Annotated in this window: 14 protein-coding genes; 10 read left to right on the top strand and 4 right to left on the bottom strand. The window is 63.2% G+C overall.

From position 1 onward, the window contains the following. The first annotated feature begins 543 nt into the window (after positions 1-543). The 4 genes from QCE49_RS13595 (at position 544) to QCE49_RS13580 (ending at position 3,918) form a co-directional block, all read left to right on the top strand. Positions 544-1,188 (top strand): MarR family winged helix-turn-helix transcriptional regulator, encoded by a 645-nt coding sequence (locus QCE49_RS13595; protein ID WP_008352413.1) that lies wholly within the window; start codon positions 544-546, stop codon positions 1,186-1,188. A gap of 153 nt (positions 1,189-1,341) precedes the next feature. Beyond that, a complete protein-coding gene (locus QCE49_RS13590) occupies positions 1,342-2,064 on the top strand; it encodes a glutamine amidotransferase (RefSeq protein WP_175979670.1) in 723 nt (240 codons plus the stop codon). Between the two features lie 91 nt (positions 2,065-2,155). Beyond that, positions 2,156-3,268 (top strand): NADH:flavin oxidoreductase/NADH oxidase, encoded by a 1,113-nt coding sequence (locus QCE49_RS13585; RefSeq protein ID WP_175979669.1) that lies wholly within the window; start codon positions 2,156-2,158, stop codon positions 3,266-3,268. 128 nt (positions 3,269-3,396) lie between these two features. Continuing rightward, positions 3,397-3,918: an SET domain-containing protein gene (locus tag QCE49_RS13580; protein WP_075583516.1), complete on the top strand. Its 522-nt coding sequence runs from the start codon at positions 3,397-3,399 to the stop codon at positions 3,916-3,918. Between the two features lie 50 nt (positions 3,919-3,968). Here the strand turns inward: QCE49_RS13580 and QCE49_RS13575 are convergent, their stop codons facing one another. Both QCE49_RS13575 and QCE49_RS13570 read right to left on the bottom strand, forming a co-directional pair. Continuing rightward, positions 3,969-5,423 (bottom strand): sensor histidine kinase, encoded by a 1,455-nt coding sequence (locus QCE49_RS13575; RefSeq protein WP_175979872.1) that lies wholly within the window; start codon positions 5,421-5,423, stop codon positions 3,969-3,971. Between the two features lie 80 nt (positions 5,424-5,503). Then, positions 5,504-6,190, bottom strand: coding sequence for a response regulator transcription factor (locus tag QCE49_RS13570; RefSeq protein WP_008352418.1), 687 nt, complete (start codon positions 6,188-6,190; stop codon positions 5,504-5,506). A 178-nt stretch (positions 6,191-6,368) separates the two neighbouring features. Between QCE49_RS13570 and QCE49_RS13565 the strand changes: the two genes are divergently transcribed. Beyond that, positions 6,369-6,599, top strand: coding sequence for a DUF3717 domain-containing protein (locus QCE49_RS13565; protein WP_008352420.1), 231 nt, complete (start codon positions 6,369-6,371; stop codon positions 6,597-6,599). A gap of 249 nt (positions 6,600-6,848) precedes the next feature. Next, positions 6,849-7,355, top strand: a complete 507-nt coding sequence (locus QCE49_RS13560; protein ID WP_008352422.1) for an Lrp/AsnC family transcriptional regulator — start codon at positions 6,849-6,851, stop codon at positions 7,353-7,355. Here the strand turns inward: QCE49_RS13560 and QCE49_RS13555 are convergent. Together QCE49_RS13555 and QCE49_RS13550 are read right to left on the bottom strand one after the other, a co-directional pair. After that, positions 7,310-7,843 carry a class IV adenylate cyclase gene (locus QCE49_RS13555; protein WP_008352423.1) on the bottom strand — a complete coding sequence of 178 codons (534 nt, stop codon included), beginning with the start codon at positions 7,841-7,843 and terminating at the stop codon, positions 7,310-7,312. The two genes, QCE49_RS13560 and QCE49_RS13555, sit on opposite strands and share 46 nt — an antisense overlap. Positions 7,844-7,949: 106 nt before the next feature. Continuing rightward, complete coding sequence (locus QCE49_RS13550) at positions 7,950-8,852, bottom strand: LysR family transcriptional regulator (protein WP_239294376.1); 903 nt, start codon at positions 8,850-8,852, stop codon at positions 7,950-7,952. A gap of 131 nt (positions 8,853-8,983) precedes the next feature. Between QCE49_RS13550 and QCE49_RS13545 the strand changes: the two genes are divergently transcribed. The 4 genes from QCE49_RS13545 (at position 8,984) to QCE49_RS13530 (ending at position 13,845) form a co-directional block, all read left to right on the top strand. After that, positions 8,984-10,660: a GMC family oxidoreductase gene (locus tag QCE49_RS13545; RefSeq protein ID WP_250457083.1), complete on the top strand. Its 1,677-nt coding sequence runs from the start codon at positions 8,984-8,986 to the stop codon at positions 10,658-10,660. 348 nt (positions 10,661-11,008) lie between these two features. Next, positions 11,009-11,788 carry an ABC transporter ATP-binding protein gene (locus QCE49_RS13540; RefSeq protein WP_008352429.1) on the top strand — a complete coding sequence of 260 codons (780 nt, stop codon included), beginning with the start codon at positions 11,009-11,011 and terminating at the stop codon, positions 11,786-11,788. Further along, the gene (locus QCE49_RS13535; RefSeq protein WP_008352430.1) at positions 11,785-12,546 is read left to right on the top strand and encodes an ABC transporter ATP-binding protein; all 762 of its coding nucleotides are present in this window, start codon (positions 11,785-11,787) and stop codon (positions 12,544-12,546) included. Before QCE49_RS13540 ends, QCE49_RS13535 begins: the two co-directional genes overlap by 4 nt. A gap of 78 nt (positions 12,547-12,624) precedes the next feature. After that, positions 12,625-13,845 carry an ABC transporter substrate-binding protein gene (locus tag QCE49_RS13530; protein ID WP_008352431.1) on the top strand — a complete coding sequence of 407 codons (1,221 nt, stop codon included), beginning with the start codon at positions 12,625-12,627 and terminating at the stop codon, positions 13,843-13,845. Positions 13,846-13,892: the final 47 nt, after the last annotated feature.

Below are 13,892 nucleotides of genomic sequence, written 5' to 3'. Positions count from 1 at the left end.
ATACATCCGTAATAGTAGTTAACAAGCCCCGCGCGTCGCTGTGGAAAACGTCAAAAAGAGGTTCAGAGTCAACGTGCTAGCGCGATGATAACCATGTGGATCATGCGCTCGTCGCGATACGAAATTCTGGACAACCGAAGGGCGTGCGACGCGCCGGCAGTGTTATCAAGAATACGTCCACAAACAAAGAAGACGTTTTTCCACGGGTTATCCACAGTTCTGCGTGGATAATTAAGGTGTACGTTTGTTCTAGGTCGCTTAGAATGGCGACTTTGCTGGCGTAGCGTTATAGTCGGCAGGAAAACAGCGCCACGAGCAGGACCATAAGAAGGCGCAAAACGAAGAGGGTTGCAATGTCCCCAATCAGGCACCGCTAATTGGCTTGGCACGCCTGAATTTTGAGACGGCGGGGACCGAGAACGAAGTGCAGTTCGCAAGGGGTTCGGAGTACTCTTCTGCGGACGGCGTTTCGGACGAGGTGTTCGCGGCGGTCGGCGCGAACGTGCCGTCAAAACACATAAGCGGAACAACAAGCGAAAGACTATGAGTGAAGGCGTTTACGGAGAGCAGGCGACGGGGCGGGTGACCCACGGCCTGCTGAGGCTGAGCACCGCGATGCGCAGCCAGGCATGGGAATGGGCGGAAGGCGCGGGGCTGACGCCGACCCAGGGTGAAATTCTCGTTCTGCTGATGCAGCGCAAGGGGCCGATGCGCCTCGGCGAGATCGCGCGTGAAACGGCGTTGACCGCCGCCACGACGAGCGATGCGGTGAGCACGCTCGAAGGCAAGGGTCTCGTCGAAAAGCGCCGCGCGCTCGACGATGGCCGCGCGCTCGCGGTTCGTCTGACCGCGCGTGGCCGCACGGCCGCGAAGAAGGCGCTGCAATGGCCGGACTTCCTCGCGAAGGCGGTCGGCACGCTGCGCGAGGACGAGCAAGTTGCGTTCTACCGCACGCTGCTCAAGACCATCCGTCAGCTCGAATCGCAACAGCAGATTCCGGCGCACCGCATGTGTCTGTCCTGCTCGCACTTCGAAGCAAGCAAGAACCCGAAGAAGACGCCGCATCACTGCTCGCTTCTTCAGATCGACATGGCGGACACCGATCTGCGTCTCGACTGTTCGGTATACGAAGAAGCCGACGTCGCCACGCAGAAGAAAAGCTGGAAGGTCTTCGCCCAGGTCGCCTGATCCGGGCGGACGGCGTACAAGCCATTCGGCGTCATCCGGCGCTGTGGGGCCGCGGCGAGTCGGTTAGACTGTGCCCGTCGCGCCTCACCGCGAGGCGCGGCTCGTCACAACTTCGTTCCGGGCCACACGCGCTCGACCTACGGAAAGCCGCCGATGAAACATGAAGTCCTGGCGATTCGCCACGTCTATTTCGAAGATCTGGGCAGCCTCGAACTCGTGCTCGGCGATCGCGGCCTGCCGGTGCGGTATCTGGACGTCGGGCGCGGGCGCATCGATGCGCCCAATCCGCTCGATCCTTCCTTGCTCGTCGTCCTCGGCGGTCCGATCGGGGCTTTTGAAGACGCGCACTATCCGCATCTCGCGCCGCTGCTTTCGATGCTCGAAAAGCGCATCGCGGCGGGCTTGCCGACCATCGGCATCTGTCTCGGCTCGCAACTGATCGCGCGTGCGCTCGGCGCGCAGGTGTATCCGTCGGGCAAGCTGGAGCTCGGCTGGTCGCCGCTCACGCTGACCGACGCGGGACGCGCGTCCGCGCTGCGGCATCTCGAAGCCGAAGGCGCGTCCGTGCCCGTCTTTCACTGGCACGGCGATACCTTCGATCTCCCCAAAGACGCGACGCTGCTCGCATCGACAGATATGTGCGCGCATCAGGCGTTCACCTGGGGCGAGCACGTGCTCGCGCTGCAGTGTCATCCGGAAGTGCTCGTCGAGCGCTTCGAGAGCTGGCTCGTCGCCTATCCGGGCGATGTCGCGAAAAGCGGCACGACGGTCGCCGCGTTGCGCGAGGAAACCGCGCGTCACGGCGCGAAGCTCGAACGCGCCGCCCGCGCGATGTTCGGCGAGTGGCTCGATCGCTTCACCGTGGATGCGCGCTGAACGTGTGATGGTATGAGCCATCGGCGTTTCTGCGTGTCGTGAAGGGCGGTGCTATTCTCGATCGCTTCATTTCCATCGACGAGTCACCGCCATGAGCGCGTTGTTCACACCCACGACCCTACGCGGTCTCGAACTTCCGAACCGCATCTTCGTATCGCCGATGTGCCAGTACTCCGCCGAGCGCGGCGAGGCCACGGCATGGCACATGATCCATCTCGGCCAGCTCGCGTTGTCGGGCGCGGGGATGCTGTTCATCGAGGCGACGGCCGTCGAGCCGGACGGACGCATCACGGCGGGCGATCTCGGTCTCTGGGACGATGTCACCGAAGCCGCACTGCGTCCCGTGCTCGCCGCCATCCGCCAGTATTCGAAGATCGCGGTGACGATGCAGTTGTCTCACGCGGGCCGCAAGGCATCGAGCCGCAAGCCGTGGGAAGGGGGAGCGCTGGTTTCCGTCGCCGATGGCGGGTGGATGACTTACGCGCCGTCGTCCGTTCCGCATAAGCCCGAAGAAACGCCGCCGCTCGCGCTCGACGCCGCCGGTCTCGTCCGCGTGAAGGAAGCGTTCGTCGCGTCGGCGAAGCGGGCTGCGCGGCTCGGCATCGACGGCATCGAAGTGCATTGCGCGCATGGTTATCTGCTGCATCAGTTTCTGTCGCCGATCGCCAATCAGCGCACCGACGAATACGGCGGCTCGCTCGAAAACCGCATGCGCTATCCGCTCGAAATCTTCGATGCCGTGCGCGCCGCGTTCCCGGCCGACAAACCCGTCGGCGTGCGCGTTTCGGCGACCGACTGGGTCGAAGGCGGTTGGAGCATCGAAGACACGATCGCGTTCGCAGCGGAGTTGAAGAAGCGCGGCGTCGACTGGGTCGATGTATCGTCGGGCGGCGTTTCGCCGTTGCAGAAGATTCCGTTGTCGTCGGGCTATCAGGTGCCGTTCGCGCAGGCCGTGAAGGAAGCGACGGGCGTGAATACTGTCGCCGTCGGACTGATTACGGAGGCGAAGGAAGCAGAAGAAATCGTGGCGAGCGGCAAGGCGGACTACGTCGCGATGGCGCGCGCGATGCTCTACGATCCGCGCTGGCCGTGGCACGCCGCCGCCGAGCTCGGCGCGACCGTCACGGCGCCGCCGCAGTACTGGCGCTCGCAGCCGCGCGACCAGAAGAACCTCTTTGGCGAGATCACAATCGGCCAGCGCTGAAACGTTGCGCGCATCGCCCGGACGGTTGAGCAGACGCGCGCCGGGAGTGTAGGATACCGGTGTGTTGGACGCGAGCGTTCAACGAGCGAACGCGGCGGCATCGAAGCCACCGCGTTTTTTTTGTCCCGATGTTCATCCCCGATCGCGCGGGAGCGAAGCGTTATTTAAGGATTCGTTCGATGAGTTCACGCAGGGTCACCGTTCGCCGCTCCGGCGTGCACGGTAAAGGCGTGTTTGCCGTGAAGCCGATCGCCGCCGGCGAGAAGGTGATGGAGTACAAGGGCGAGCGCATTTCGTGGAAGGAAGCGCTGCGCCGCCATCCGCACAATCCCGACGAGCCGAATCACACGTTCTACTTCGCACTCGACGATGGCCGTGTGATCGACGGCAAGATCGAAGGCAACAGCGCGAAGTACATCAATCATTCGTGCGCGCCGAATTGCGAGGCCGAGGAAGTCGAAGGGCGCGTGTTCATCCACGCGCTGCGCGACATCGAGGCGGATGAAGAGCTGAATTACGACTACGGTCTCGTCATCGACGGCCGCATCACCAAGAAGCTCAAGAAAGAATACGAATGCCGATGCGGCGCGAAGAAATGCCGCGGCACGATGCTCGCGCTGAAAGAAGAGAAGGCGAAAAAGAAGAAGTAAGCCGCGCTTAAGACCGGACAGAGCCACGGACCGAAACCCGTGGCTCTTTTTTATTCCGCCGCCGGTTTGTCTTCCTTCAGCGGCATGCGCACGATGAAGCGCGCGCCGCCTTCGGGCGCATCTTCGTAATGCACGGTGCCGCCATGCAGCACCATGATGTCGTGAACGATCGCGAGTCCGAGGCCCGCGCCGCCTTCGACGTTTTGCCCGTCGCCGCGGAAAAAGCGCTTGAAGAGATCGCCTTGCTGATCCGGCGGCACGCCTGGTCCGTTGTCTTCCACGACGACTTCGCCGAAGCGCCGGCCGTTCGCGTCGCTCCATTCCGTGACCGACATCGTGATGCGCGCGCCTTCGATGCGAAACGGCGGAATGTACTTGAGCGCGTTGTCGATCAGATTCGCGAGCACCTCACGCGCGAGCACGACATTGCCGCGCACGATCAGCGGATGTTCGTTCTCGGGATCGTCGAGGCGCTGAAAACCGAGATCGACGTGTGCGGCGAGGGCGCGCGGCACCCATTCCGCGCCGGTTTCGAACGCGAGCGCGGCCAGATCGAAATCGGAAAAGCGCGCCGCCTGTTCGCCCGGCTCGGCGCGCGCGAGCGAAAGCAATTGATTCGACAGCCGCACCGCCCGGTCTGCCGATGCGCGCAACTCCTTCACCGCTTCGACGGCCTTCGCGGGATCGCGCGAACTGAGCGCCTGCTCGGCGTGCAGCTTGACCGCCGTCAGCGGCGTGCGCAGTTGATGCGCGGCATCGGCGATGAACTTGCGTTGCGCATCGAGCGCGCTTTGCAGGCGCACGAGCAGGCCGTTCATCGCGCTCGTGAGCGGGCGGATTTCGCTCGGCACGTAAGTCTCGTCGACAGGTTCGAGCGAGATGTGCGTCTGCTGATTGAGCGCGTCGGCGAGATCGGTGAGCGGGTTCAACTGCTGATTCACGACGCGCCACACGATCACCCATCCGGCGAGCAGCAGCAACAGCAGCGGCATCATGATCGCGATGAGAAATTCGACCGCGATCCGATATCGCGAACCCACGCGTTGCGCCACTTCGACGACGATTGGATTGCCCGTCGGCTGCGGCACGCGCACTTGCGCCGCGCGCACGGAGACGCCCTCGAAGTGCGTCTCGAAGACGTACGCGTAGTGAATGCGCCGCACGTTGGTGCCGGTGAGCGGCAGATCGGGTTCCCCGGCGATTTCCTCATCGCCCGTGCTGATGCGGTAGATGAGTTGCTCGACGGGATCCGAGAACATCGCCTGCGCGAGCGGCGGCACGGTGACGGGCGCATCGACGCCGGCGAGCTGGATCTGCTTGGAGATGGCCGTCGCGAGATCCGCGAGCGAGCGGTCGACGACGTGCTGCGTGTATTGCCACGCGAGCCAGTAGGCCATGAGGCCGGACATCAGCGCGAGCAGGGACAGCGGCGCGGCGAGGCGGCGCAGGAGCGTGCGCCGCAGACTCGGCGGCGCCGGCGTCTCGGCGGCTTTCGACCGCGCCAGATCGAGCCAGTCTTCGCGGGCGAAACGCTGGTCGCCCGCGCGGCGAGTGGGAAATCGCAAGGCGTTTTACGGCAGAAGCGTTACGCCGCTTGCCGGATCTCCTGAAGCAGATAGCCGAAGCCGCGCACCGTCACGATTTCCACGCGCGTGTTCTCGAGTTTCTTGCGCACGCGATGCACATACACTTCGATGGCCGTATCGCCGAGATCGCCGCCGAAGTGCGTCAGATGATCCTGCAACTGCGCCTTGCTCACGACGCGGCCGTGACGCAGCAACAGCATTTCGAGCACGGCGAATTCGCGCGGCGAGAGTTCGAGCGGACGCTCGTCGTTGAAGATGCGGCGATCGACGCCCGACAGGCGCAAGCCGCCGAGCGACACTTCGGGGCGTGGCACGTCGCCGTGCGGGCCGCTGCGTCGCATCACCGCGCGGATACGCGCTTCGAGTTCCTGCGGCTCGAACGGCTTCAGCATGTAGTCGTCGGCGCCGCTGTTCAGGCCTTGCACGCGGTCGTGCAGTTCATCGCGCGCGGTGAGGATGATCACCGGCGTGTGACGATTGCCCTGGCGGAAACGCGAAAGCAGCGTCATGCCGTCGATGCCGGGCAGGCCGAGATCGAGAATGACGAGCTCGTGGCGGTTCTGCGCGAGCGCCTGTTCGGCGAAGATGCCGTCGTGCACCATGTCGACCGTGAAGCCGGATTGTTCGAGGCTGCTTTGAATGCCGCGCGCGATGGGGCGGTCGTCTTCGATCAGAAGGATTCGCATGGAGTCGCTCAAGTACAATGGGTTGAGCTCTAGCGGGCGGGGCGGTCGGCGGCATGGTCACATGCGCGGCGTGCGGCGCGGGCTCGAGCCGGTTCAAAACTCACATCTCATGCGGCGTGCGCGACCTGTTTTTCTGAAGCCGCGAGCGGCCGTACACCGAATGTATTTCTGCCCGGACATGGCTGTCATCCCGATCCACGAACTCGAAGCCGCGATCAACTACTGGCGCGGCCGCTCCCCGTCGAGCGGCGACGAACTCAGCCTCTGCAAGGAAGCGAGCGCACTGTCCAGGCCCTATGCGCTGCTGATTGTACAGCGTCAATCCGGGCTGCCGCCCGAGCAACTGGACGACGAGGCTCGCGCCGCCTGGGAAGCTTACGAGCGCTTCAGGAATGGTAGTCGAGACTGAAAGGTAACTGACGATCGAGCTTTCTATTTGCTGTTCGAAGGCTTGCGTTTATCCCGAACTCGCGTCTTTCCGTATGAAATCCGGCCTTTCGCGGTGTCATGGTTGGTAACATGCGCGTTACCTTGTTTGCCGCTGCAAGGAATTCGTAAAACGCGCGCGAAACGGCCCCTTTGCGCAAAGGGTTTGTGAGGGCACCCGTTGCCATGCGATAAAGTCGCATACATCACGGCTACCGCGCATATCCGCCTCATGCTCGAACTCGATCATTTCGACCTCGCCCTGCTCGACGTGCTTCAACGCTTCGGGCGCGCGACGCATCAGCAACTGGGCGAGCAGGTGCCGCTTTCGCCGTCGCAGATCGGGCGGCGCCTGCAGCGCCTCGAAGCGACGGGCGTGATCGAAGGATATCGGGTGGTGTTGCGGCCCGAAAAGCTCGGCCTGGGCGTGACGGCGTTCACGAGTTTGAAGCTGAAGCATCACGGCGATTCGATCATCGAGCAGTTTCAGCAGCAGATCGAAATGCTGCCCGAAGTGCTCGAATGTCACGCGACCGTCGGCGATGCGGATTACCTGCTGCGCATCGTCGCGCCCGATTTGAACGCGCTTTCAGGCTTCGTCATGAAGAAGCTGATGCGCGTGCCGGGCGTCGACAGCGTGCGCTCGAACATCGTGCTGACGACGTTCAAGCGCAACGGTCCGCTGCCGCTTTCTCATCTCGCCGACGACGACGCCTCGGGACTGAGCAAATCGACGTAAGCGAGCGGCACGAGATCGGTCTGCGCCACGCCGAGACGCGCGAACATCGCGTGAGCTTCTTCTTCGCCACCGGCTTCGTCGTCGTCCTGGCCGAGCACCACTTCCAGCTCGATGAAATCGCCGAGACCGTCCACGCGGTCCAGATGAATGCGCGTGCGCCCGACGAGAAACACATGCCGTTCCTTCGAGACAATGCCGCGCGTCGTCAGCGCCTGCGCGAGCAGCGCGTGCATCGCCTCGGGATTCGTCACCGGGCTGCGCGTGTAATACGAGACTTTCGGGCCGTCGCGGTCGTCGCGCTGATAAAAGATCAGCTCGGATGGCGTGCCGTCGTCGAACTGGCGTAGCTTGAGGCGTCCGGTGGGCACGTCGTAGAAGAAGTCTTGCTGGCGGAAAACCAGCGGCGCGTCGGGGGCGAGCGCGGCCGCGCGTTCGCGCAGTGCGTCGAACTGATGCGCGCGCGCCTTGATTTCGATGTTGCGTGCCATGAAGACTCCTCGAACACGGTTGGATGTAAAAAAGCGAGCGCCCAGCCTAGCAGACGATCGATGAAGCGCGCTTGAAAGCCCTTGCCCGCGAAGTCGGGATTTGCCCTCAGACGGACCATTGCGCGTCGATCAAACGCAGCGCCGCCGCGATCGCCGGTTCATCGCGACGTTCCGCGAGCGCGACGAAGGACAACTGCGTCGGCACCGTGACGCCTTCGACGATCGTCAGCGCGTGTGCGTGCGCCTGCGCCAGCGCGATCGAATCGCGCGCGAGCGACAGACCGACGCCCGATTTCACGAGATCGAGCATCGACGGCTCCTGATCCACTTCCGCGACGACGAGCGGCGTCGCGCCCGCCTCGCGGAAGAGGCGCGACAACAGCCGGTTATGCGCGGATTCCTGCGGCGTCCAGATCCACGGCAGCTTGGCGAGCGCGGCCCAGTTGCGCTTGCCCTTGTTGACGCGGTTGTGCCATCCCGCCGGCGCAAGCACGCGATACAGAAATGGCGTCAGCCTGACGACGTGAAAGCGCTCGCCGTCGCGCGTGCCGTCGACGGCCGGATCGCCGATGTAATAGCCGACGTCCAGATCACGCGCCCTCACGCGCTCCAGCACCCAGCCCGACATGCCGTGCCGCAATGACGTCTCGATGCGCGGATGCGTCTCCACGAGCTGGCGCAAAAATCCGCCGAGCCGCAGAAACTCGGGATCGAGAATCGTGCCGATGCGCAGCGTGCCGCTCACTTCGTGACGCAGCGCAGCAGCGGCGCGCTGCACGTCGGCGGCGGCTGCGAGCGCGCGTTCGGCGTGCGGCAGGAGCGCTTCGCCATCGCGCGTCAGCAAAAGTCCGTGCGACGTCCGCGAAAACAGGACGACGCCCAGCATCTCCTGCAGATTCTTGATCTGCAGGCTGACGGCCGGCTGCGTCAGATGCAGTTGCGCCGCCGCGCGCGTGAGGTTGCCTTCGCGTGCAACGGTGATGAAGGCGCGCAGAAGAATGTAGTCCATCGGCTGATATTAAAGCTTCTTATATCCCAGTTGAACATATCTGATTGGATTCGCAAGCGCATCCCGCAGTACGCTCGGTTGATCTGCAAGCCAAAGACGCCGCACAAGACGGCGCGCCACGGAGACAAGCGATGAAACAGAACGCGCGCAAGCTGGAAGGTGAATTCGACTACATCGTGGTCGGCGCGGGCACGGCCGGTTGCGTGCTCGCGAATCGCCTAACCGAAGATCCCGACGTGAACGTGCTGCTGCTCGAAGCGGGCGGCAAGGACGACTATCACTGGATTCATATTCCGGTCGGCTATCTGTATTGCATCGGCAATCCGCGCACGGACTGGCTTTACAAGACGCAGGCCGAACCGGGCCTGAACGGACGCGCGCTGTCGTATCCGCGCGGGCGCGTGCTCGGTGGATGCTCGTCGATCAACGGCATGATCTACATGCGCGGCCAGCGCGAGGACTACGACGACTGGGCGCATGTCAGCGGCGATCCGAACTGGTCGTGGGATTCCGTGCTGCCCATCTTCAAGCGCAGCGAGGATCATCACGGCGGCGGCAACCAATGGCACGGCGCGGGCGGGGAATGGCGCGTCGAGAAGCAGCGTCTGAAGTGGAAGATTCTCGAAACCTTCGCGAAGGCCGCGCAGCAGAGCGGCATTCCCGCGACCGATGACTTCAATCGCGGCGACAACACGGGCGTCGGTTATTTCGAAGTGAATCAGCGCGGCGGCATTCGCTGGAATGCGGCGAAGGCCTTTCTCCGTGAAGCGATGAAGCGTCCGAACCTCACGACGATCACCGGCGCGCACACGCAACGCCTCGTGTTCGAAGGCGCGCGCTGCGTCGGCGTGGAGTATCGCGGCGGCGATGTCGATTACATCGCGCGCGCGCGATGCGAAGTCATTCTCAGCGCGGGCGCGGTGAATTCGCCGCAGATTCTCGAACTCTCGGGCATCGGCAATGGCGCGCGTCTGCAGCGTCTCGGCATCGATGTCGTGAAGAGTCTGCGCGGCGTCGGGGAAAATCTGCAGGACCACTTGCAATTGCGCATGGCGTACAAGGTCAACGGCGTGCGCACGTTGAACACGTTGTCCGCGCATTGGTGGGGCAAGCTTTTCATCGGCATGCAATACGCGCTGTTGCGTAGCGGCCCGATGTCGATGGCGCCATCGCAGCTCGGCGCGTTCGCGAAGTCCAATCCCGACGATGCATCGATCAAGCGCCCCGACGTGCAGTATCACGTTCAGCCCTTGTCGCTCGAACGCTTCGGCGAACCGCTGCACGCGTTCAATGCGTTCACGGCATCCGTGTGCAATCTGCGGCCGACATCGCGCGGCAGCGTGCATATCGAATCGCCCCATGCCCATGCGGCGCCGCTGATCGCGCCGAATTATCTGTCGACGGACCGCGACCGCGAAGTCGCCGCGAATGCGTTGCGCCTCACGCGGCGCATCGCCGGCGCGCCCGCGCTCGCGCGTTATGCGCCGGAAGAGATCTTGCCCGGCATTCAGTTTCAGACGCAGGAAGAACTCGTCGAAGCGGCGGGCAAGGTCGGCACGACGATCTTTCATCCGGTCGGCACATGCCGCATGGGCACGGACAACGATCCGGGGGCGGTCGTCGACAGCCGCCTGCGCGTGATCGGCGTGCGCGGCCTGCGCGTCGTCGATGCATCGGTGATGCCGACGATCACATCGGGCAATACGAATTCGCCGACGCTGATGATCGCCGAGCGCGCGAGCGACATGATCCGCGAAGACCGGCGCAGCGTCGAAGCGCAGGAAGTGATCGCGACGGCGCTCGCGTGACGCGATGAATGACGTATGCATGACGCGCGCATGACGCTCGATCAGTCATCGCTTATTTGCGCCCTGCATAAGCATTCCCCATGCCCCCATAACGTGCATGCGGCGGGACTCCAAGCAAATCGTTAGTAAGTGCAAATCCCAATGATTGCGCTGCATCATTGGCGCGACAATGGCCCCGGAATTAGTGATGCTCGGCTTGCCACGTGCACACTTTGTGCGGCCGCAACAGCGACGCGCGAAGCGAAGCAGTACCGGAATGGAGACAACGTTCGGGTGCGCGCGGAAAGAAAAAATAAGGCGCAGGCGAACAGAGTTTGCCCCAGCGTCTCACTTCGCATGGAAGGGGACATGATTCTCGGCGACACCATTCTTGAAACGCGAGGACTCACGAAGGAATTCAAAGGCTTCACGGCCGTGAATGGCGTGAACCTGCGCGTTCGCCGCGGTTCGATCCATGCGCTGATCGGACCGAACGGCGCAGGCAAGACAACCTGCTTCAACCTGCTCACCAAATTTCTCGAACCCACTGCGGGCCAGATCGTTTTCAACGGCACGGACATCACGCGCGAGCGGCCGGCGCATATCGCGCGGCGCGGCATCATCCGCTCGTTTCAGATTTCCGCCGTGTTTCCGCATCTGACCGTGCTGCAGAACGTGCGTATCGGCTTGCAGCGGCAACTGGGTACGTCGTTTCATTTCTGGCGCAGCGAGCGTTCTCTCGACGCGCTCAACGACCGCGCGATGGATCTGCTCACGCAAGTCGGCCTCACCGATTTCGCCGATACCAAAACTGTCGAGCTTTCGTACGGCCGCAAGCGCGCGCTGGAGATCGCGACCACGCTGTCGATGGAGCCCGAACTCATGCTCCTCGACGAACCGACGCAAGGCATGGGCCACGAAGACGTCGACCGCGTGACGGCGCTCATCAAGAAAGTATCGGCGGGCCGCACCATCCTGATGGTCGAGCACAACATGAACGTCATCGCGGGCATCTCCGACACCATCACCGTGCTTCAGCGCGGCGAAGTGCTGGCCGAAGGCAGCTACGCGGAAGTGTCGAAGAATCCGCTCGTGATGGAAGCCTACATGGGCAGCGCCGATGCGGCGCTCACCGGAGCGCATGCATGAGTACGATCGTGGAGGAGCGCCGCTCGCGCGAGGCGAACGGCGCGGCGGGCAATGTGCCCGCGCTGGAAATCTCGGGATTGCAGGCGTGGTACGGGGAATCGCACATTCTGCATGGCGTGGACCTCAAGGTGAACCGTGGCGAAGTGGTCACGCTGCTCGGCCGCAACGGCGCGGGCCGCACGACGACGCTGCGCGCCATCATGGGCCTGACCGGGCGCAGGACGGGCTCGATTCGCGTCGCGGGACACGAAACCATCGGGCTCGCCACACACAAGATCGCGCATTACGGGGTCGGCTATTGTCCGGAGGAGCGCGGCATTTTTTCGAGCTTGTCGTGCGAGGAAAACCTGCTGTTGCCGCCGCTCATCGGCAAGCAGAAGGACGCGATGTCGCTCGACGAGATCTATTCGATGTTCCCGAACCTGAAAGAGCGCCGCGCGAGCCAGGGCACGCGTCTTTCGGGCGGCGAGCAGCAGATGCTGGCCGTCGCGCGCATTCTGCGCACGGGCGCGAATCTGCTTCTGCTCGATGAAATCTCGGAAGGTCTCGCGCCGGTCATCGTGCAGACACTCGCGCGCATGATCCTCATGCTGAAGTCGCGCGGCTACACGATCGTCATGGTCGAACAGAATTTTCGTTTCGCGGCGCCGCTCGCGGACCGCTTTTACGTGATGGAGCACGGAAACATCGTCGAGCATTTCGGCGCGGGGGAACTCGAAGCGAAGATGCCGGTGCTGCACGAATTGCTCGGGGTGTAATCGATCCCGAACGCGGCACGCCGGAAAGAAGGGCAACACCAGTAACACCGCAACAAATCAAAACTCATGGAGACTGGAATGAAAAAGAAGACCCTCGCGCGCCTCTCTACTCTGTGCTTTGCGGCTGCGGCGGCGAGTGTGGCGGTGATGAGCACGAGCGCCAACGCCGCCGACGGCAACACCGTGAAGATCGGTTTCGTCACCGACATGTCGGGCCTCTACGCGGACATCGACGGCCAGGGCGGCCTCGAAGCCATTCGCATGGCGATCGCGGACTTCGGCGGCAAGGTGAACGGCAAGCCGATCGAACTCGTCTATGCGGATCACCAGAACAAGGCGGATATCGCGGCATCGCGCGCGCGTGAATGGATCGACCGCGACGGCGTGAACGCGATCATCGGCGGCACGAATTCGGCGACGGCGCTCTCGACCGCGCAAGTCGCGGCGGAGAAGAAGACGCCGTACATCAACATCGGCGCGGGCGCGGACAACCTGACCAACGAGCAATGCTCGCCGTACACGGTGCACTACGCGTACGACACGATGGCGCTCGCGAAAGGCACCGGTTCCGCGGTGACGAAGCAGGGCGGCAAGACGTGGTACTTCCTCACCGCCGACTATGCGTTCGGCAAGGCGCTCGAAAAGAATACGGCCGACGTCGTGAAGGCGAACGGCGGCCAGGTGCTCGGCGAAGTGCGTCATCCGCTGTCGGCGTCGGACTTCTCGTCGTTCCTGCTGCAGGCGCAGGGATCGAAGGCGCAGGTGCTCGGCCTCGCGAACGCGGGCGGCGACACGATCAACTCGATCAAGGCCGCGAAGGAATTCGGCATCACCAAGTCGATGAAGATCGCCGCGCTGCTCATCTTCATCAACGATATCCACAGCCTCGGGCTCGAAACGACGCAGGGTCTCGTCCTGACGGACAGCTGGTACTGGAACAAGGATGAGAACACGCGCAAATGGGCGCAGCGCTACTTCGGCAAGATGAAGAAGATGCCGTCGAGCCTGCAGGCAGCGGACTATTCCGCCGTGATGGCCTACCTGAACGCGGTGAAGGCGGCGGGCACGACCGACGGCGACAAGATCATGGCGCAGCTCAAGAAGACGAAGATCGACGACTTCTACGCGAAGGGCTACATCCGCGAAGACGGTTCGATGATTCACGACATGTATCTGATGGAAGTGAAGAAGCCGTCGGAATCGAAGGAGCCGTGGGACTACTACAAGATCACCGCGACGATTCCGGGCGATCAGGCGTTCGGCACGAAGGCGGAGTCACGCTGCAAGCTCTGGAAGTAAGCGTTCGGCGGTGATTCAGCGCGTTCGCGAGGCGGGCGGCCAAGAGG

The organism is Caballeronia sp. LZ008 (assembly GCF_031451435.1).
In the GTDB taxonomy this organism is placed as follows: Bacteria; Pseudomonadota; Gammaproteobacteria; order Burkholderiales; family Burkholderiaceae; genus Caballeronia; species Caballeronia zhejiangensis.
The sequence above is the reverse complement of the archived record's forward strand: the minus strand, read 5'-3'. Positions and strand labels throughout refer to the sequence as shown.